This window comes from Cupriavidus sp. (genome assembly GCF_057315035.1).
Genome location: NZ_DBHKYV010000017.1, coordinates 92,168 through 111,381, shown reverse-complemented (window position 1 = coordinate 111,381; position 19,214 = coordinate 92,168). Strand labels below are relative to the sequence as shown.

The following is a 19,214-nucleotide window of genomic DNA, read 5'->3' as shown; positions in this document are numbered from 1 at the left end:
TCCGTTGTGCACCGGAGAACCAAAACTCGACGTAGCAAACCGGTTAGCCCATCTAGTTCAACTAGGCCCTATCCCACGGCGGCACACCCGATAGGCTGCGTGTCAGCCAATCAAGCAGTGCATCGATTCGCGCGAGTCCTTGTCGCCGCTGTGGAACAAGCGCCTTAAGCCAGGTCGTTTGAAGTGGATACTCGGTCAAAAGTGGCAGCAGCGTGCCCCTCGCGAGCGCACTCCGTGCAACATAGGTCGGTAGAATTGCAACGCCATTGCCCGCACATGCTGCGGCTAGAAGTATCGAGTTATCGTTGGCAGCTAGGCGCCTCGGCACGTCAACGATGATCGGGCCGCGATCACTATCGAACTGCCAATTCGAGCCGATAGGATTGAATACAAGGCAGTCGTGATCTGCAAGTTCACGCGGATGCTCGGGTATGCGGCGTCGCTCCAAATAGACTGGCGCCGCGCAGAGTACTTGGCTCAATGGGCAAAGCGGGACGTCCACCACACGCTCGTAGCTTTCTGAGCGCCCCCCGATGGCAATATCGAAGCCCTCTTCGACTGGATTCACTGATCGGTCTATCAGCAAAACCTCCATCGTGATCCGCTTGTGTTCATTCTGGAAGGCACTAAAGACCTCGCCCAGGTACAACACCGCCAAGGTTGTCGGTACCTTGACTCGTATGTGGCCTTCTAGCTGTCCCTCGTCGTCCTTGAGACCGCGTATGACTTGGTCGAACTCCGTGACAAGCGCACCGGCCGATGTTTGGAACTTCTGGCCGGATTCGGTCAGAGCAACCTTGCGCGTGGACCGGTTGAATAACTGGGTTCCGACGGTGTGCTCAAGATCACCAATACGTTTGGCGACGACCGAGGGCACCACGTTCAACTGCCGTGCTGCCTCGGAAAATGAGCCGTATTTGGCCGCGGCGAGGAAGGCCCGCAAGTTGAGCAAGATATCCATATTGATTCCCATCCGCGAAAACTGAACGCTCAATATAGATCAACTATCCACGAAATGCATTAGCTAAGATTGTCTCCATTGAACGAAGTTGGAGACGACGTAGCATGAAACAGACAAGCAGTGTGAATGAGGCAGCACGGTCGACGCCCGTCCTCGGTGAGTACGAAGTGGTGGTTTTGGGCGGCGGACCTGCAGGCATCGCGGCAGCAGTGGCATCGGCGACGGCGGGCAGAAAAACGCTGCTTGTCGAACGCTATGGCTTTCTTGGTGGCATGGGCACTGCCGCAGGGGTCACCAACTTCTGTGGCTTGCATGCAAACGTCTACGGCGAGATCAAACGCGTAGTCCATGGTGTCTCTACCGAACTGACTAATCGCATCGCACGGCTGGATGGTCTCTGCGAGCCTCACAGCCTTTTTGGGGGGAAAATCGCCGCCCAAGCGTACGACAATGCGGCGTACAAGATTGCCGCCGACCAACTTATGCTCTCGAGCGGCAGCGCTGTCCTGTTCCACGCATACGCGGCTGGCGTGGTGATGCGGTCAGAGAGCGAAATCGAAGCACTCCTGATAGAAACCAAGTCGGGACGACACGCCATCGTCGGGCAGATCTTCATCGACTGCTCGGGTGACGCCGACATGGCTGCGGCAGCGGGCGCTCCATACGAGAAGGGAGATGCCGCCGGTGGCATGCTTTATCCGTCCACGATGTTCCGCGTGAATGGCGTCGACCCTCAACGCGCCGGTCGCGCATGGGAACATTTCGGCGCGCTGATGGAACAAGCAGTCCGCGACGGGCATCAATTCGCGCGCAAGACTCCCATCATCCGTCCCCAGAAAAACGCCGTTGAATGGCGAGCCAACGTCACACAACTCTGCAACCCCGACGGCTCCGCAATTGATGGCACTGAGGCTATGCAGATCAGCGCGGGCGAGATCGAAGGGCGTCGACAAGTCGCCGACTTCATTCAGTTCTTGCGCCGATACGCACCCGGTTTCGAGCAGGCCTACGTACTCGATATTGCGCCGCAAATTGGAGTGCGCGAGACAAGGCGCCTCCTGGGTGACTATCAGTTGACGGAAGACGACGTCCTGAGTTGCGCAAGCTTCGAGGATACGATCGGTGTCAACGGATGGATGATCGAAGCCCATGTGGCCGGCGATATCGAATTCAAGTTCCAACACAACATCCCCCATGTGCGCGGGTTCAATCATCTTCCATATCGAATGGTGGTTCCGAGCAAAGTCGACAATCTTCTCGTTGCCGGTCGATGCGCATCAATGACCCACATGGGCCAGTCCGCAGCCCGAGTTACCGGCGCCTGCTTTGTGATGGGCGAAGCTGCGGGTACGGCCGCCGCACTTGCGCTCGCCACAGACGAAATGGTCCGTGACGTTGATGTACCTACGTTGCAAGGCACGCTGACGCGTAACGGTGCGTTCTTGGGGATGGATGACTAACCTCACAGCGATGCCGCATCGCTGCACGAACCTCTAAAGAGCCACACAACGTGGCCATGGTCGTGTCATCGCGCGTCGATGGCACGACAGTAAGGAGACAACCATGCTAGGCCTCAACCTGTTGCCTCTGCGCGAAACATCCCATTCATCCGTCCCAATAGGGCTGGATAAGTTTCCGAAATATCGATGGCTAGTCCTACTGGTCTGCTGGGGGGCGCTTCTGCTTACCTTTGTAGATCGTCTTGCGTGGAGCAATGTCGCCTCAACGGCCGGAACGTCATTCGGTTTGTCCGTTGGCGCGCTAGGGGTTTTCGTCACTGCCTTTTACGTTGGCTATGTCTGCTCGAACTTGGCCGGGGGCATTGCTGTTGACCTTCTTGGTCCGCGTCTAATCATCTCCCTCTCGATCCTTCCCCTAGGAGTTTCGACCTACTTATTTGGGCATGTGACATCGGTGTCTTACGGGCTAGTTGCCCAGGCGTTAATGGGGGTCTCTGCCGGTTGTGACTATTCCGCCTGCGTCAAGCTGATCGCCACATGGTTCGAACCGAGAGAACGCGGTCGTGCGATGGGACTGCTCATGACAGCGACATCGCTTGCCGTCACGGTTACAAACGCACTCATTCCGAAGATGCTCACAGTGTTCGATTGGAGGGATATCTATACGACCCTCGGTATCGCCACCTCCCTTTACGCCCTATTGTGTTTCGTGCTGTTGCGGGACGGCCCGATTGCGGCGCAAGCGCAGCGCCAGTCATTGAAACTTATCGCGCTAATTCGGAATCGGCAACTGATGTGGCTCGCATTGTCGGGCTTCGCCGGAATGTGGGGCACATGGGGCTTTGCGTTCTGGGCAAACTCGTTGATGATGAAGCGATACAGCATCGCGGCCACGGATGCAGGCTTCGTAATGGTGCTCGTGGGCTTAGGGGCCGTCATATCGAAACCCCTCGTGGGGCTACTGGCAGACTGGATAGGCGGTAGCCACAAGACTATCATTACCACGTGCTTTTTCGCATTTTCAGTTTTGCTGCTGCTCTTTGGACAGCTCGAGAACGATTCGCAGTTCCGTTGGATAGCGCCACTGCTTGGCGTGGCAGCCTTCGCATGGTCCCCGCTGATTGCTTTGATGATCGCTGAGGTTGCAGGGCCTTCGTTATCGGGATCCGCAACGGGAGTGACAAATGCTTTTTGGCAACTTGGCAATGTCGCGGCGCCGCTTGTCGTGGGGATTGTGTTTCAATCAACGAACTCGTTTTCCACTGCGTTCTTTGCACTAGCCGTGGGACCGATCATCGCAGCGATCAGCATGTGTTTTGTCCAAACTTCTCCGGCCGCTTTGCTTTACACCAGCTCTGCGTGCGGTAAAACGGTCCTTCCAAATCAGAGCAGTAGTGCCTCAAAGACAAATGGATAGGCAGACACCTCCACCAACTCGATAACGAAGCATTGCTCCTTTGGTGTGATGCCGTCGTTGTTTGAGTGCCCCGCGATCTCGCGCAGTTTAAGTTAAACAGTAACTGATCCGCCGATGGGCATGTAGATGCGAGACTTGAACCGATCCAGAGTAGTTCCCATCAAAATCTGGCGGAGACTACTCTGGAGACTGTCGGAAAGCATGGTGGTCACTTGCGCGGCACCCAGAGTCAACCGATCGAACTGAAGCAAAGGCTTGCGGAAACTGCGTGCCAGGCGCTTCGGTTATAAAGCTGGCCTGGAACACGGTCTGAACATGTACATGTTCTTTCGGCGGCGAGGCATGCTTAGAACAGGCCAACTCGCCGTCTCCCATGTCGGCGACGCGCCAGTTCCCCGTTGTAGTCAGTGGCTCCAGAGTCGAGTCATTGTCGGAAGCGTCGCCAGCGGGGGGCGTCCCTTCCGATTGCAACCGGCCAAGCGCCAGGTCAGCATTGAATGCCAAGTCGAGCCGGACCTCCTTCGCGTGGTGGTGCAGTGCCTGAACTAATGATGGTGGCGCCGAACCGAGGTCGGTTCGCCTGGCCGCGCGCAAAAGGTGGCGTGATGGCTCTGACTAGCGCGCAACTTGGCCTCCTGTTGGAGGGATTCGACTGGCGGCAGCCTATCCAGCGGTTCATCCAGCCAGCGCTGCGCGAGTGTTCCTACGCTTCGACCTATAGAAATTCCCAGAAGCGTGCCTGAGCGCTAACCAATTGACAACACCACTACAACTGGCACCGACCACATGACGGCATCGGCGGACTTGCTCCCATGTCCCGACTACCTGCATCGAGAAAGTACTTCGTGACGCTTCGCATCTAGAATGGCCTTAGCCGCTCTGCGCGAGACAGCGCTACCCTGTTTAGAACAGCCTTCGGCAGGCAAGGTCGAGCGCATCGAGGCAGCAGTTTTCATCGACATTTCGTCCGCCGACGAACCCTCGAACATTGATGGCAATGTGGGGCCGACCGTCTGCGGCATGATCGTCAGTATCCGTTTTGTGCGCCACGGGCTGGCTACAAAAGCACGGCAAGTAGACCTTGAGCGAAATTCAAGTCGGGCGTGCATCTTAACCATGTACCACTGGTACCCAGCAGTTGCTAACGGACTGAATTCGAATAGCTCAAGAGGCTATGTTCTACCAGCGCTCGGCACGGGTACAGAGCGGCTTGAGAGCGTTGGCGCCTCTCGACAGAGAGAAGTCTGATCGCTGCCCTGGAGTAGATCGGCTAATGCTCTCGGACGTATTGGCATGAAATATCGCTTGACGCCGGCAGCCCCTTGCCATGAGTGTCGTAGAGGGCCAACGAAACGAATCCTGAGGTTCGGGTCCTGCGGTTACCGTGACGAGGAGTATTTCCTCTTGATGATCACGGTCTGCCTGTCACCGAAAATTCCACGTAGAGTCGAAAACAGCCCCGGTTGTCTCGCGACGCCGGGGCTATTTCAAGGCTGTAATGCCGCGTGCCGGCCATGTTCGACAAGCCATCTTGAAGGATCATCCTTCGTCGTCAACCATGTGCAACGCAGGATTAGGTTTCTACTTGTTCGGAAAGCTCTTCCCTATCCGATTCGCTTCTTTATCGCATAACTGCCCTGCTCGTACGGGGTGTCCGCTTGTTGGACTAATCAAGCTTAATGTTGTGCTTCTGCACAATGGGCTGCCAGCGTGCAACGTCGGCCGCCATAACCTCACGAAAATGGAGCGGGCTATCGCCGACAGCGTCCATGTACTGCTGTTTCAGCTTTTCTCGGATTGCTGGTTCAGCAAGAATCTCAACAATTTCCCTTTGCAAGCGCGCGACGATCGCCGGGGGCGTCTTTGCGGGAGCAATGAAACCAACCCATGCGTCAGCCTGAATGTCTTCTATGCCGGCCTCCGACAATGTCGGTACATCAGGAAGGACCGGAGATCGCTTCCTGCTGGCGACCGCAAGCCCTTGCAACTTACCTGCCTTGATATGAGGCATGACTGCAGCGGCAGGCAACAGCGCGAAGTCGACGTCTCCGGCGATTATCGCCATCACTGCAGCCCCCGAGCCGGGGTACGGAACATGAACAGGATCCGCGTTACAACGACCAGCGATCGCTTCAATACCAAGGTGGGAGAGGCTGCCTGCACCTATCGAGGAGAAGCTATATTTCGACGGGTTCTTTCGGAGTAGCGCCAAGAACTCCTTTGTATCGTTGACGCCAAGTTTCTTGGCAACGACCAAAACCGATGGTTGAGTGGCGGCAATGGTGATGGGCTCGATATCTTTGGTTGGGTTATAGGGCAGTTTCTTGTAGAGAAGTGTGTTGACCGCAAGTGGTCCGGCGATACTCACGCCAATCGTCTGTCCGTCCGGAGCGGCTTTAGCTACCGCATCGGTACCGATATTCCCGGACGCCCCAGTCTTGTTCTCAACGACCAACGGCTTCCCTAGCCGAATGGAGAGACGCTCCGAGATAATGCGCGCTGCGAGATCTGGTGTTGATCCCGCAGCGAAAGGCACGATCACTCGAACCGGGCCCGTTGGCCAATCGTGTGCAAAGCCTGCTGCTGGGAGGGCCAGCAATGCGCACAGGATGCTCCTCACAATGTTGCTAGTCGGCATAATGTCTCTTCCTATTTTTTATAGAGGTCAGTCTCTCGCGCCTGGGCAGATAGTTGCCTTAGCTGAGCCTTGCGCTAAGGCTATGCGAGTGACACTATTTCGTCCATTGAGTAGCTACAATAGCGCCCAGCAGAAAATCAAATAATGGACACCCGATTGCTTGTCATCTTTGATGAGATCTATAAGACACGAAGCGTTTCGCGAGCAGGCGAAAATTTAGACATACCTCAAACTACGGTAAGCCTTGCCCTGGGACGCCTTAGACGTCATTTCAATGACCCGCTGTTCGTTCGGACTGGCTCAGGAATGCTCCCGACGCCGCAGGGAGAAGCATTGATAACGCCCTTTAGACAAGTCTTGGAATTGTTGCGCACGGCAACCCAACAGCAGTTATCTTTTGACCCGGCCCAGGCGCAACGAAAGTTCTTCATCAGCATGACGGACATCAGCCACATTGAGTTTTTGCCGGCATTGGTGAATCGCATCAACGTCATTGCCCCTACTGTCCAAATCGAGGTCATGCGGATAACGGCTTGCACCGGAAAGCAACTTGAGGCCGGTGAAACCGATCTCGCCGTCGGTTTCATGCCCGAACTGGAAGCGGGCTTCTATCAACAGCGCTTGTTCACCGAAGGGTTCGCCTGTGTAGTTCGCAACGGCCACCCTCGAGTCAGCGCTCGAATGACGACGGCAATCTTCAAACAAGAAAGGCATGTCGCCATAACTGCTGCAGGAACAGGTCATGACCTGGTTGAGCGCGAGCTTTCGGCGAAGCACATTGAGCGCCAATTGGCGCTGACGCTGCCAACGCTTCCGGGACTCGGCAATTTACTCGCCAACACGGACCTAATCGCAACTGTCCCAGAGCGGGTTGCGCAGACTCTTGTACGGATCGCAAATGTGAGAGCGCTTTCGCCACCTGTCGTCCTTCCTAGTTTCTCAATCAAGCAGCATTGGCACGAGAGGTACCATCAGGACCCAGCGAATCGTTGGCTCAGGTCGGTTGTGGCTGAATTATTTTCAGATTCAGTGGCTACGGAAAAAGGCTGCTAAACAAGTCAGCTTTCTGGGAAATTGGATTGTCGGCCGCAAGTGCTGTGTGTAGTTCGCTTATATGCTAGGTGAGATCAACTGCCACCCCTTTTTCTCCGTCCGATAAAAGTGACCTGACAGAACGTGCGCGGGCCCTAATTGCCGTTAGCGCAGCCGAACGACATAGTGCTTGGGAGCAGTTGTGCGTTCTGCGCGAAGTCGATGGTTCGCGGGGCAGTTTCCGTGCCCCGAAAGACGCTTGCACGCTGAATGCAACGAACGATTACGAGGCGGCCCAGGTACGAAACGGCGGCCAAGCAGGCGCGCCTATCGCAAGGAAGCCGAGTGGCTATTTGCCGCGCATTGGGATGATGGCCCCACTTCGTCCTCAGTCGGCCAGCGATTCAAGGGCGGTGAGCGGGCCAAGAGTACCGGATGCTTGCCATCGCGGGCTCCGTCGATGCCGGGCTCGCAACGAAGCAAGTGAAGATCCCGCCGGGTCAAATGGAAACTAGTTGAGCAGGATTATTTTGGCGGGTGGACGTGAATACGGGCGTGGCCCAATTCTGTCTCGGCAAGTGTATGGACCGCTGCCTGAAGGAAGGCGAGATCAACCCGCGATGACTGACCCGCGCTATTACGGCACCCCCCAAAAAGTAGGATGAGAACCGATACCGGCTGCCGTTGCCTGACACTTTGATCATCCACTATAGAAGGAGATAATCATGACAAACGATATTTACGTGGTTCCCTCCAGCGAAGGATGGGCGGTCGAAACCGCGGTGCCCTGCCGGATAACTATTAGCGGAAGGCCCCGACAGGCCACGCCGGTGTAATTGAGTAAATTTCTCGTACGTCCCTCAACAACACTCGGAGATCGGGGCTGACAAATCCGCTGATTGTGAGTAGCGAAGTGCCGGAGGCTAGAGCGGTAGCCAGTGCAAGATGGCCGGAACCGCGGAGCATAACCCCTGCTGCATGCTCTGACGGCATGAGCAAGGTAAGCGTAGATTCCTCTCATAAGTCTTCGCCGTGCGCGATCTTTTTTATATATCAAGGACCAACAGCGGCGACTTCGCACGCGAGCAACACGGTAAGAACCGGTCATTCATGGCCTGCTCGTCGGGTGTGAGATACATGTCACGGTGGTCGGGCACTCCCTGAAGGACGCGAGTAAGGCAAGTTCCACACACACCTTGCTCGCACGAGGTCTGCACCTCGACTTCGGCGTCGTTCAGCGCTTGTACGACCGTCTTGTCTTTGGGTACTAGTACCACCTTGCCTGAGCTCGCGAGCTTTACGTGGAAGCTACCGTCGCCGTCAGACTTGATCGGCTGACCGGAAAAGAACTCGTAGTGCAGGTGATCCTCTGGCCAACCCTTTGCACGCGAAGTTTCAAGGACGGCATCCATGAATCCTTTAGGGCCGCAGACGTAAAGGTGCGTCCCTGCTGACGGACCGCCGAGCAGCTTACCCAGATCAAGTTTCTCTGCGCCGTCGTTGTTGTCGAAGTAAAAAACCGCCTTCGAAGAAAAGGACGACTGCCTGATGCGGTCATGGAAGGCCATTCGCTCCCGTGATCGGGCGCTGTAATGCAGCTCGAAGTCCTCGCCTGCGAGGTCGAGGCGCTCGGCCATGCAGAGAATGGGCGTAATGCCGATTCCCCCCGCCAGAAGCAGGCTGCGCTGTGCGCCTCGAACCAGGGGGAAATGGTTTTTCGGCACGCTTATCTTAAGCGTGTCGCCTTCGTGAACCAGTTCGTGCATTGCTCCGGAGCCGCCCCGTGTACACGGATCTCTCAGTACTCCGATGAGATAGCGGTGTGTCTCCGCAGGGTCGTTGCAAAGGGAATATTGCCTCGATATGCCGTTCGGTAGGTAGACGTCGATATGCGAGCCTGCCGAGAAGTTCGGTAAAGGCTTGCCGTCGAAATTCACTAGCTCGAAGCTGCAGATGTCCACGGCCTCGGTGTGCTTCCGGTGCACACGGACCGTCAGGGAAGATGAATCCATCGTATCGCCTCCGTCGTTCGCCAGCGCTAAGTAAGCGCCTTCTCTTGCTTCGCCAGCTCTGCCCAGATGCGTCGCGCGGCCAGACTCAGCGCATCGCTGCGAATTGCAACAACCGGGCGGTCCGGGAAATCGAGCATGCGGCGGTACTGCGCCTCCAGCACCGCGCGGTCCTCCTCGAATGTGATGCGTGCAAGCTCGTGCTTGCGCGCGAGAAGTCCGCCATCTTTCTCGTCCAGGGCTGCGGGAATGCCAACAGACCAGAAATAGTGGGCACTGCCCTCGGCTCCTGGTGTCACTGCATGGAAGCCGTACGACTCATAAGCGTCCTCCACGTCTTCTTCATGGCGCAAGGTCCCGGCGTCCTTGGCAAGAATGCTGATCGTCACTAGGCCCGGCTGGAAGCGCATGACCTGGCAGCGGTCGATGCGACCGCGGAAAGGCCACACCGCCGTGTACGCTGCCGGTGGATCGACATCGCGCATCCAGCGCGTGCCCTTGGCACCGCGTTCGCTGCGTTCGACCGTCAACGGTGCAGAGGAGTGTTCCTCCTCGTTTCCGCCAATGGTATGAGGGTGCACGTAGCCAACATGCGTCAGGTCCAACAGGTTGTCGTACAGGAGCAGATGGTCGGCCTTGTATGAGAAGTGCGCGCCGCGCCAGCGCCAGGCCGGCTCAGTATGCCGCGGGAAGCGAGGGATGGCCGACCGTTCGGCCTTGCCTGCATCTCCCATCCAAATCCACACGACGGAGTCCTGTTCCACAACTTGGAAGCTGGGCACGCGTGCAGCCGGCGGAACTGCCTCCTGGCCCGGCACCCTCACGCATGCGCCTTCCGCGTTGAAGCACAAGCCGTGGTAACCGCATTGCAGAGTGTTGCCGTCCACCCGCCCCAGGGAGAGCGGCGCAGCACGGTGGCAGCAGCGGTCCTCAAGGGCGCCAACGATTCCATCCGCACCGCGGAAGAAGGCAACCGGGCGCCCCAGAATCTGGCGGGCGAGGGGTTTGTCCTGCAACTCGTGACTCCAGGCGCCCATGTACCAGACGTTTCGAACAAGGGGTTCAGTTGAGAGAAGCATGGTGAGACCTTTCGCAAGTGTGGAATGGATGCGGATGCCGGGTAATGTGGATCTGTGGATCCACGCGAGCTACCTGAGCCTGATGCCGCGTTGGGCGATGGTGCGGCCATTTCCGCAGTCTCGTCCCTCACACGATTGCGTAGACGCTCGGGGGACTATCGTTACTGCGGCTAAGCCGAAGGTGCGTCTTTTCATGAATGTCTCCTATGGGTTGTCGATAGCTCAGGCGGTATCGCTCGCGATGTAGGCCCCCGTTCGCGTCCAAAGGCATGCGGGTGCTCACGTCAAGGTCGCGGGGGCGGCGGCTATGGCTGCGGCTTAGCCCATCACAGAAGAGCGGTGGAAACTTCCACGGCCTTTTGTGCTGCGGGCATCATTGTGATGCGACTATTGTAAAAACCAATATTCTCGCAAACAATAAGGCATCTCGCGGTCGCAGTATTTCCAAATCGAGAGCAATCATGGACGTCATAGAGAATCTCAGGGCCTATCTCGCCGTAGCACGTACGTGCAGCTTCGCTGCCGCGGCGCGCGAACTGGATGTCGCCGCTTCGGTGGTCACCAAACGCATCTCCCAACTGGAGTGGCGGCTAAAGGCGTCTTTGTTCGAACGCACAACGCGACGGGTGAGCCTCACAATAGCTGGCCAGCAGTACCTGCCGGAAATACAGCGCCTAGTCAGCGATCTGGATGGGATCTTTGCTGGCGTTCAGCAGGCTGCCCCGGAGTTGCAAGGTCGCCTGCGCGTCAAGGTCCCGACGTCCCTTGCTGTGGTGCATTTGGCCGAGCTATTCAACACGTTCCTGCGTCGCTTCCCGCTGATCAGCCTCGAGTTGGTGGCGCTGGACCGGCCCGTCAACCCGGTCGACGAAGGCTTCGACATTGCGCTCACGCTCATGCCGGACGCTTTCGGCGGAGTCATTGATGAGCCCCTGTGCTCCATACGGCGACTGCTTTGTGCCGCACCAACCTACCTCCGGGAAAAGGGTACGCCACGGAAGCCCCGCGACCTCGCACGGCACGACATCCTGAACTTCGTGCCGACCGGCAACGTGCTGGCGTTTGAAAGTGCGACCGGTGATGTGAGAGTTTCAGTGCATCCGCGCTTCAGCGCCAATGAGGCGCAGCTTGTCGCCGCTGCTGCCGTCGCGGGCAATGGAATCGCCGTTCTGGGTGACTACCTGGCCTTGCCAGCCGTGCGCGCGGGCACGCTCGTGCAGGTGCTGGTCGACTATCCGTTGCCCGAGTTGTGGCTGAAGGCGCTGATACCCGAGAACCGGGCTCATACCGCACGTGTCAGGGCCCTTCTCGATACATTGCGAAGCGAGTTGGCGCCGCTGCCGCCTTGGTCCCGGTAAGCGATGAGAGTGTTTAAGTCGCAGCGCTTTCGCCAAAACGGCTGCTTCAGCACGAAGCGGCCACAGAAAAATTAGGCGGCTCGCAGCCTGTGGTTGCGATGCGGTCTTAGTGTGAACCGTTCCAAAGACAGATCTGCTGCAATTGCTTGCGCATCAAGGCTGGCGCCCCTTTGCGGGTCGCTTCGTTGGGCCTGATTTCCGCGCGCACATAATTCTCAGTGAGAAAGACTCCCAAAGCAGCGACGGCTAGCCCACCGTCGGCACGCCCGTCGCCGTCGGTTTTCCTTATGGCATTGGAGTGGCGAAGCGAAGCAACAGCTTGTGCCACCCGCAGAGCAGCGCAACGGCATGCTCCATCGGGCCCCGGCTTTCGCCGTAGGTGGGGTGCTAGTCGTCGTAGGTGGAACGTTCCGCTGGCTCATCAATCGGGGGAAGCGAGGTGCAGCGATCGTTGATTTCCTATGCTTGGGGGCTTGCGGACTGGGTGGTTGTCTGGTGGCCTATGACGCAATAAAGCCAATTCTTGGCTAGCGTCCGAAAGGCACAACGGGAAGCAATTGGGAAGTTATGAGGCCGGAAATGCCTCAACGGTAGGGTCACCATTGTCACTTCTTGATCTGGCCAGCAGTTTTCGGGTATTCTCGCGTCACCTACCGCGTCCCAGACGCATCGACCCCGCACCTCCTGGTGCCAGCTTCTGCAGTACGGTGGCCGGCCAGCATAGCCTGGTAGTCCATCTTCTTCTACCCCATCGGGAACCACGTTCCCGGTGCGGCTACGGGTTCCCTATTCTCGCGAGAACCCACAATGCAAAACCCTACCGTTGTTATTGGCAGCATCCGTCCTGGCCGCAACCCGCGCAAGTACTTCGATCCTGCCCAGATGGCTGAGCTGACCGAATCCGTCCGCGTAGACGGTGTCATCCAGCCCATTTTGATCCGTCCCATCGAGGACGATGAGCACGGCCATGAGTATGAGGTGGTAGCCGGCGAACGCCGGTATCGTGCAGCAATGGCGGCCCACGGCGACAGGTACGAGATGCCTGTCAACATCCAGGTGATGACCGATGCTGAAGCCGATCGTAAGGCGCTGATTGAGAACATCCAGCGTGCCGACATGGCGCCTTCCGAGGAGGCCGTGCAAGCATCCAAGATTGTCGGCCAACTGCAGGGCGACCGCGATGAAGCGGCCCGCCAGCTTGGGTGGTCGCGCTCGACGCTCGACAAGCGCCTGGCGCTGATGAACTGCAGCGCATCCGTTCTGGAAGCGCTCAACACCCGTACGATCCAACTCGGCCATGCCGAACTGCTGGCCACGCTCGCAAAGGACAAGCAGGACATACTCCTGTCGGTCATCATCAACGAGAAAAAGCCCGTTGCGGAACTGAAGAAGACGATCGAGGCCGCCGCGTGCAGTCTCGAAACAGCCATCTTCGACAAGACTGAGTGCGCGGCGTGTCCGCACAACTCGTCGTTGCAAACGGAGATGTTCAGCGAAGCCATTGCCACCGGCAACTGCACCAACCGTGCGTGCTACGATGAAAAACTCGGCAAGAAGCTCGAAGGCATCGCCTATGGGCTGAAAGACGAGTATCCCATCGTGCGCATCATCAGGCTGGGCGACAACCACACCCGGATCCAGTTGAAGGTCGAAGGCCCGACTGGCGTGGGCGATGAACAGGCGAAGGCCTGCCACGCGTGCCAGAACTTCGGCGCCGCAGTCAGTGGCCTGCCCGACTCGATGGGCAAGGTCTACAGCGGCCAGTGCTTCGATACCGTTTGCAACCAGAGCAAGGTTGCTGCGCGTATCAAGGCCGATAAGGATGCCACCAAGGTGCCTGCAGCCAAACCGGCTGCAGGTGGCAAGGCGGCGCCTGCGAAGAAGGGCGACCAGTCCTCTGCCGCAGCCGACAAGCCGGTGACGTCGATCAGCGAGGGTGAAAAGGTGAAGAATTACCGCACCGCCCTCTGGCGCAAGGCACTGCGGAAGGAAGTTGCGCAGAACGCCGAACAGGCGAACTCGTACCTCCTGGCCGTTGCACTGAACGGGCTGGCGCGCAATATCGCCGGCGACGTGATGGGCAAGTTCTTTGAGAAGCTGACCGAGCAAAAGTCGTCGTCGTCGCTGCAGGGTTGCCTGACGGCCGTCCACGCGCTGGATGACCAGAAGCGGCAGCAGCTGACGATCGGCCTGACCGTGGCTGCAATCGACGGCGTGGAGGTAGGCAATCTCCGCGAACTGTGCCGGTATCACAAGCTGGATCTGCGCAACCACTGGAACCTCCAGCAAGCGCAGGATTTTCTGGAAATGCTCACCAAGTCCGAGATGAAGGTTCTCGCTGACGAGCTGGGTATCCGCAAGGCGCTCGGCGATGGTTTCGCCAAGCTGTTCAATAAGTCGAAGCCCGAAGTTATCGCCGGCCTGCTGGCGGTGGAAGGTTTCGACTACACCGGGAAGGTGCCCAAGGTTCTGGGCTACTGATCCATTCCACTATCTATCTGCAGAGGGCGCCAATCGGCGCCCTCTGTCATTCCATTTCCCCAAAAGGATTCACCATGTTCACTCAATTGGTCCCGCTCGTTCGCGCGAGCGACAAGGTCGTTCTCACGCTGACGATGCAAGGCGACACGATGTCCGTCGTCGTGATGCCTGTCATCAAGGACGCTGCAGACCCTGCACTGACCAGGCCCCTGATGCTGTCGGCTACGCCGGCGGAACTGGATGCCGAATTCGCGGCGGCCGTCACCAGCGTGACCGAAGCCCATCGTTCGCTCGCCGAGCAGGCTGAGGCCACGAAGTCGATTCTCGATGCCGCCAAGTCCACGCAATCGTCCAAGGCGACGAAGGCGCTGGCCAAGGCAGCATCGCCGTCGACGTCCGACGCCACCAGCGATAGCGGTGACGATGACGAATCGGAAACCGGTGACGGAACGCAATCGGAGGCGAAAGCCGATACGAGCGCACCGGCGTCCACCGGTACCGACCTCGCTTCCCTGCTGTAAAGGAGAACCGCCATGGCACTCGAAGTCAAGCAGCTCACCCGCGAGTTTTCCTATAACGGCATGACGCTTCCTGATGTGGGCCCGCAGTTCTCGCCCGACCAGGTGCGCGATGTGTATTCCGCTCAATACCCCGAGCTGACCACCGCAGCGGTGGATGGTCCGGAAGTGAAGGGTGGTATTGCTCGCTACACGTTCGTCCGCGCCGCCGGCGCAAAGGGCGCGCATGCGCAAATCTGACTTGATGAGATCACTGGCCTCTGGCCAGTTTTCTTCCACTACGAAGCCGCCCGAGAGGGCGGTTTTTTTACATTCTGAGGAGACTCAACAATGTTGTTCGACCCTCGGTCGTTTGTTCCAGCGGTCGATGCAGGACAACCCGCATGGACGCCTGCGCGACAGCATCCCGTTGCCAAACGTCGACCTGCCCATGATTTTCTGACGCTACCTGCAGTCCCGAAGGAAACTCCGGCGCGCGCGCTTCTGACCATTGGCGACGAAGTCGATGTCAAAGACCTCACTATTGAGCAATTCAAGGCTGGCGTGCTCAAGGCTAGCCACGTGACGAACGCTTCAAGCGCCGGCGATGCCTTCTCTCAGGCATTCCATGCATGGCTGGCTATCCGCGTCCCCACGACAAAGGTGCTCAGTTTTGACTTTGTGCTGGTCGACCACGCCGCTGTTGAAGTCGAAATATCCGAGTTCGGGTTCGACATGCAAGAGCGTTCGCCGCTGTATCTCGGCATCCGTCTCGAAGAGGAGACCGTCTATACGCTCACGGCAGAACGTGCTGATTCGCTACGTCTACTGGATCCTTCACTGGTGTTCATGACGTTCCATCTGATTCGCGCGGCCGCGAGTAAGTCGCTTCACATTCGCACCCCCGATGATCTACTTGATATGTTCGGGCGATGGCACTGGGACTACGAAACGCTCACCGATGACGACGAGGCGCGAGAGCATCTCAAGGAGCGGTTTGGGAACGACGATCCCGACATCGAGCGATATCTGCCGTCTGTGGTGCGGGCTGCGCTCGCGCCAGATGAAGTACTTCCCAAGTGGCAGTGGACCCAGTCTGACCGGCCGCTCAAGCTACTGAGTCGCAGACGGCTGAGACAGCTTGCCCGCCTGGGCCAGGATGACTGGCGAGGCAGCCTGTGCAGCGCACTGGCTGATCTGGATCTGGCGTTGGCACGCATGGGAGACACGTCGCTCATGCGCAACGCACAGTGGGCTGAACCTGCGTACTCCGCTGCAACGATTGCCTACGACCACAGCGACTATGTTGGCGAAGTGCTCGATGACCACTTCGAATGCGCCAACAACGGCGGCTATGCGACCTATTTTCAATGCTTCATTCCCTTCGCTGAAACGGCTGCTTCCATCAAGGCCCAGTACAGCGCGCTTCACGACACTCTCAAGCTGATCGCGCTGTTGGATCGGGTTCTTGAGCATTTCATTTGAAAGGAGGCCTCATGGCCGCAATCCTGACCGCATCGCGGTCGCATGAAGTGGCCCTCCAGGGGGCCATCTTGCTTTATGGGCCGGGACCGGGACAGTTTTCCTATGCCACGGCCCATCGCATCGAGCCGGAAGCGTCCGGGCGTCCAATCATTGGCGCTGGTGTGCCCCTAAATCGCATGGCTTTGATTCACGCAGTCCGAGAGGTAGCAGCACACGCCCTTCCCAAGGGCGAGTTCCTGACACCCAACGTGCTGTCGATCAGCCCCAGCGCCGTGACGTGGTGGTGTCCAGCCACCCGGCGTCGCGTGTTCTTCAAGTGCGAGGAACTGGGGGAGCGCAGCGCCATTGTTGCGCACCCCGCGCTGGTCTTCCAGGCGTCGCAATCTGGCTTCAAGGTCTTCGCCCTGAAGGGGAAGGATCGCCCGGTACCGGAGAGCGCGTTGTTCGAGCCGCCGTATTTCAATACGTGGAACCACGGGAAGATCTGCATCGGCTCAGCACATGTGCCAAAGCAGATCGATGTGGCCTCGATATCTGGCTGGGAAGACGGGTTCTTCAACTCGGCATTCACTCATCCCAATCACGGTGGCAAGCGCGTCAAGTACGAGCGCGGCACCTATGCCTTCTGGAAGGACATGCTGGACGGTCAGTTTCCTGACTTTCCAAAGCAAGTCCTCGTTCCCATGAAATCTTCGCTGGCCGATCTGATCGCTGGCAAATTGGAGAAGTAACCATGCATCCTGCAGACGCTGCTTTGCAGCAGTCTTTTCCGTCCGTGATGGTCCCGCGCTTCGGCGCGCTGGCCACCATGGATCGGCCCGGTGAGCGCCTGCTCATCGCAGCCAACGGCGCCTTTCTGGAAATCGTGCGGCCCTGGCTGCGCGTCGTTCGTCGTCTCGGTGCCTTCCAGTACCGCACGGCGATCCCCTATGGCGAGGCGGCGGAAGCTACCGAACTGCGCTGCGGGCGAGTTCCTGCCGAACTGATCGGCGAGTTCGCCGCAATGGCGCGTGCTGAGCATCCTAAGGAAACGGGTGGGTGGATCGTCTGGAATGCCGCAACTGCTGCATTCCGGCTGGTTCCCGTGCGAATCCTGGACCACAGCGGCGGTCACCTGAATTACGACCGTCCGTCGCTTGCAACTGGCGAGGTCCTGGTGGTCGACTGCCATTCGCATGGTCGCCATGCGGCGGGGTTTTCGCCAACGGACAATGCCGATGACCAGCACGACGTGAAGTTCGCGTTCGTGATGGGAAACTGCCAGGACGCGGTGCCATCGCTGGCACTGCGTCTCTGCGCCAAAGGCATCTTCGAGAACGTGGAGAAGGTCCCTGCCGAATGGTATGACGCTGCACGCGAGGAGGTGTTGGTATGACCTTCACGCATTGCATCCCGCAGGATATGACCACGCGTGCATGGGAAGTAGCGGTTGTGGGCGCTGGCGGTACCGGAAGCGCTTTGCTGCCAAACCTTGCGCGGCTGCATCACGCCATGCTGGAGCTCGGGCACCCAGGGGGCATTGATTGTACGGTCTACGATGACGATACCGTCAGCGAGACCAACGTCGGCCGCCAAGGGTTCTACCCGGTTGATGTGGGTCAGCCCAAAGCGACGCTCATCGTGAATCGTCTGAATAACCTGATGGGTACGCGCTGGAACGCCGAGACGCGTCGAATCGGGAATGACGATCGATTCGACTGCGATCTGGTGATCGGCTGCGTCGACACGCGGATTGCCCGCAAGGCGATCCTCGGCGCGATGCAACGTGGCGATGGTGGCTACTATCTCGACTGCGGCAACGAGTCGGACAGCGGGCAGGTGATCCTTGGCCAGGTCGATGGCAATGCTACGGAACGGCTTCCCCATGTGGGAGACCTGTTTCCGGAGCTGCTGGACCCGAAAGGGGACAAGGCCGACACGGCGCCTTCCTGCTCGATGGCCGACGCACTGCAGAAGCAGTCGTTGGTGATCAACCAGGCCATTGCGGTACAGGCATACAACCTGCTGTGGACGTTGTTCCGCACTGGCACCCTGAAGAACAGCGGTGTCTTTGTCGATCTGGCCGGAGGGCGCACAAACTCTCTTCCACTGGATCCCGCGGCATGGGAGCGTTTTGGGTACAAGCTCGCCACGCGCAAGCCCCGCGCGAAGCGCGCGCCGAGCAAATCCGTTTGAACAGCCATTCCCGATGCGTCGGGAGTGGCTTTTTTTCTTTTGTGCGTGCCGTTGCTACAGCACCGGCCTGGCTGCTACCATTCCGCCACACCTCGCGCCCTCTGGCGCATCGACCCGTGGCATCCGCCACACATCTTTTCAACCCGTTGGGGCACTTGCCCTGGCGGAGTGCTCCATCCTCTTCGGAGCACTTAATGTCCACTGTCCAACTCTCAGCGCAATCGGCTTTTCGTCGCATCTTCGTGACGGGTCCCTGGCTGCCTGATGGTGTTGTCGCTACTGGCTATTGGAACGGCAAGCCGTGGCACATACTGACGTCTCCGATGTTTAGTCGTGCAGATGTGCAGCGACTGTGCGAGCTGTGAGGCATCGTCGCCGAAGGAATGATAATCCGTCAGAACAACCTTCACTTCTCCATCCGACATGGCAGAAGATATGTCGTCACCGACTCGGAACGTGGCATACGGGTGTTTGAATGCCGCATTGATGGCCGTTTGCCAATCGTCGCATTCATTGACACTACGGGGCGTAGAGGCCCGTGGTTGACGTTGCAAAAGCTATTTACGATCGAGGAGATCGTGAGCATGAAGCCTTTGAACCCCTCATAAGAAAAGCCCGACGA

Annotated in this window: 15 protein-coding genes and 3 pseudogenes; 14 read left to right on the top strand and 4 right to left on the bottom strand. The window is 58.2% G+C overall.

Going from position 1 to position 19,214, the window contains the following annotated elements:
• Positions 1-61 precede the first annotated feature (61 nt).
• Positions 62-961 carry a LysR substrate-binding domain-containing protein gene (locus ACO550_RS20675; protein ID WP_315593816.1) on the bottom strand — a complete coding sequence of 300 codons (900 nt, stop codon included), beginning with the start codon at positions 959-961 and terminating at the stop codon, positions 62-64.
• A gap of 104 nt (positions 962-1,065) precedes the next feature.
• On the opposite strand from ACO550_RS20675, the gene ACO550_RS20670 reads away from it, so the two are divergent.
• The 4 genes and pseudogenes from ACO550_RS20670 to ACO550_RS20655 form a co-directional block, all read left to right on the top strand.
• Complete coding sequence (locus tag ACO550_RS20670; protein ID WP_315593815.1) at positions 1,066-2,421, top strand: FAD-dependent oxidoreductase; 1,356 nt, start codon at positions 1,066-1,068, stop codon at positions 2,419-2,421.
• A gap of 103 nt (positions 2,422-2,524) precedes the next feature.
• On the top strand, positions 2,525-3,838 hold the full coding sequence (locus tag ACO550_RS20665) for an MFS transporter (protein WP_315593814.1): 1,314 nt from the start codon (positions 2,525-2,527) through the stop codon (positions 3,836-3,838).
• Between the two features lie 497 nt (positions 3,839-4,335).
• Positions 4,336-4,491 (top strand): annotated as a pseudogene (locus ACO550_RS20660) (hypothetical protein); the annotation flags it as partial.
• Positions 4,492-4,506: 15 nt separating this feature from the next.
• Positions 4,507-4,701, top strand: a pseudogene (locus ACO550_RS20655) (integrase core domain-containing protein); the annotation flags it as partial.
• An 803-nt stretch (positions 4,702-5,504) separates the two neighbouring features.
• On the opposite strand, the gene ACO550_RS20650 reads toward ACO550_RS20655, so the two are convergent.
• Positions 5,505-6,476, bottom strand: a complete 972-nt coding sequence (locus ACO550_RS20650; protein ID WP_315593813.1) for a tripartite tricarboxylate transporter substrate binding protein — start codon at positions 6,474-6,476, stop codon at positions 5,505-5,507.
• A gap of 144 nt (positions 6,477-6,620) precedes the next feature.
• Here ACO550_RS20650 and ACO550_RS20645 point away from each other — a divergent pair, with 144 nt between their 5' ends.
• Both ACO550_RS20645 and ACO550_RS20640 read left to right on the top strand, forming a co-directional pair.
• The gene (locus ACO550_RS20645) at positions 6,621-7,529 is read left to right on the top strand and encodes a LysR substrate-binding domain-containing protein (protein ID WP_315593812.1); all 909 of its coding nucleotides are present in this window, start codon (positions 6,621-6,623) and stop codon (positions 7,527-7,529) included.
• 113 nt (positions 7,530-7,642) lie between these two features.
• A pseudogene (locus ACO550_RS20640) lies at positions 7,643-7,807 on the top strand (phage integrase family protein); the annotation flags it as partial.
• Between the two features lie 747 nt (positions 7,808-8,554).
• On the opposite strand, the gene ACO550_RS20635 reads toward ACO550_RS20640, so the two are convergent.
• Together ACO550_RS20635 and ACO550_RS20630 are read right to left on the bottom strand one after the other, a co-directional pair.
• The gene (locus ACO550_RS20635) at positions 8,555-9,520 is read right to left on the bottom strand and encodes a 2Fe-2S iron-sulfur cluster-binding protein (RefSeq protein WP_315593811.1); all 966 of its coding nucleotides are present in this window, start codon (positions 9,518-9,520) and stop codon (positions 8,555-8,557) included.
• Positions 9,521-9,546: 26 nt separating this feature from the next.
• A complete protein-coding gene (locus ACO550_RS20630; RefSeq protein WP_315593847.1) occupies positions 9,547-10,554 on the bottom strand; it encodes a Rieske 2Fe-2S domain-containing protein in 1,008 nt (335 codons plus the stop codon).
• Positions 10,555-11,057: 503 nt separating this feature from the next.
• Here ACO550_RS20630 and ACO550_RS20625 point away from each other — a divergent pair.
• The 8 genes from ACO550_RS20625 to ACO550_RS20590 all read left to right on the top strand — a co-directional run bounded on the left by ACO550_RS20625 (position 11,058) and on the right by ACO550_RS20590 (position 18,592).
• Positions 11,058-11,954: a LysR family transcriptional regulator gene (locus ACO550_RS20625; RefSeq protein ID WP_315593810.1), complete on the top strand. Its 897-nt coding sequence runs from the start codon at positions 11,058-11,060 to the stop codon at positions 11,952-11,954.
• 807 nt (positions 11,955-12,761) lie between these two features.
• Complete coding sequence (locus tag ACO550_RS20620) at positions 12,762-14,435, top strand: PRTRC system ParB family protein (protein ID WP_315593809.1); 1,674 nt, start codon at positions 12,762-12,764, stop codon at positions 14,433-14,435.
• 74 nt (positions 14,436-14,509) lie between these two features.
• Positions 14,510-14,956, top strand: coding sequence for a PRTRC system protein E (locus tag ACO550_RS20615; protein WP_315593808.1), 447 nt, complete (start codon positions 14,510-14,512; stop codon positions 14,954-14,956).
• A gap of 12 nt (positions 14,957-14,968) precedes the next feature.
• A complete protein-coding gene (locus ACO550_RS20610; RefSeq protein ID WP_315593807.1) occupies positions 14,969-15,193 on the top strand; it encodes a PRTRC system protein C in 225 nt (74 codons plus the stop codon).
• Between the two features lie 90 nt (positions 15,194-15,283).
• Complete coding sequence (locus ACO550_RS20605; RefSeq protein ID WP_315593806.1) at positions 15,284-16,417, top strand: PRTRC system protein F; 1,134 nt, start codon at positions 15,284-15,286, stop codon at positions 16,415-16,417.
• 11 nt (positions 16,418-16,428) lie between these two features.
• Positions 16,429-17,148 carry a PRTRC system protein B gene (locus ACO550_RS20600; RefSeq protein WP_315593805.1) on the top strand — a complete coding sequence of 240 codons (720 nt, stop codon included), beginning with the start codon at positions 16,429-16,431 and terminating at the stop codon, positions 17,146-17,148.
• A 2-nt stretch (positions 17,149-17,150) separates the two neighbouring features.
• Positions 17,151-17,792, top strand: coding sequence for a PRTRC system protein A (locus tag ACO550_RS20595; RefSeq protein WP_315593804.1), 642 nt, complete (start codon positions 17,151-17,153; stop codon positions 17,790-17,792).
• On the top strand, positions 17,789-18,592 hold the full coding sequence (locus tag ACO550_RS20590; protein WP_315593803.1) for a PRTRC system ThiF family protein: 804 nt from the start codon (positions 17,789-17,791) through the stop codon (positions 18,590-18,592). The genes ACO550_RS20595 and ACO550_RS20590 overlap by 4 nt, the downstream gene beginning before the upstream one ends.
• Positions 18,593-19,214: the final 622 nt, after the last annotated feature.

Bases quoted from the DNA above. Each gene is read 5' to 3' on its own strand.
- ACO550_RS20675 (WP_315593816.1), bottom strand. From the start codon at position 961: ATGGATATCTTGCTCAACTTGCGGGCCTTCCTCGCCGCGGCCAAATAC.
- ACO550_RS20670 (WP_315593815.1), top strand. From the start codon at position 1,066: ATGAAACAGACAAGCAGTGTGAATGAGGCAGCACGGTCGACGCCCGTC.
- ACO550_RS20665 (WP_315593814.1), top strand. From the start codon at position 2,525: ATGCTAGGCCTCAACCTGTTGCCTCTGCGCGAAACATCCCATTCATCC.
- ACO550_RS20650 (WP_315593813.1), bottom strand. From the start codon at position 6,476: ATGCCGACTAGCAACATTGTGAGGAGCATCCTGTGCGCATTGCTGGCC.
- ACO550_RS20645 (WP_315593812.1), top strand. From the start codon at position 6,621: ATGGACACCCGATTGCTTGTCATCTTTGATGAGATCTATAAGACACGA.
- ACO550_RS20635 (WP_315593811.1), bottom strand. From the start codon at position 9,520: ATGGATTCATCTTCCCTGACGGTCCGTGTGCACCGGAAGCACACCGAG.
- ACO550_RS20630 (WP_315593847.1), bottom strand. From the start codon at position 10,554: ATGGGCGCCTGGAGTCACGAGTTGCAGGACAAACCCCTCGCCCGCCAG.
- ACO550_RS20625 (WP_315593810.1), top strand. From the start codon at position 11,058: ATGGACGTCATAGAGAATCTCAGGGCCTATCTCGCCGTAGCACGTACG.
- ACO550_RS20620 (WP_315593809.1), top strand. From the start codon at position 12,762: ATGCAAAACCCTACCGTTGTTATTGGCAGCATCCGTCCTGGCCGCAAC.
- ACO550_RS20615 (WP_315593808.1), top strand. From the start codon at position 14,510: ATGTTCACTCAATTGGTCCCGCTCGTTCGCGCGAGCGACAAGGTCGTT.
- ACO550_RS20610 (WP_315593807.1), top strand. From the start codon at position 14,969: ATGGCACTCGAAGTCAAGCAGCTCACCCGCGAGTTTTCCTATAACGGC.
- ACO550_RS20605 (WP_315593806.1), top strand. From the start codon at position 15,284: ATGTTGTTCGACCCTCGGTCGTTTGTTCCAGCGGTCGATGCAGGACAA.
- ACO550_RS20600 (WP_315593805.1), top strand. From the start codon at position 16,429: ATGGCCGCAATCCTGACCGCATCGCGGTCGCATGAAGTGGCCCTCCAG.
- ACO550_RS20595 (WP_315593804.1), top strand. From the start codon at position 17,151: ATGCATCCTGCAGACGCTGCTTTGCAGCAGTCTTTTCCGTCCGTGATG.
- ACO550_RS20590 (WP_315593803.1), top strand. From the start codon at position 17,789: ATGACCTTCACGCATTGCATCCCGCAGGATATGACCACGCGTGCATGG.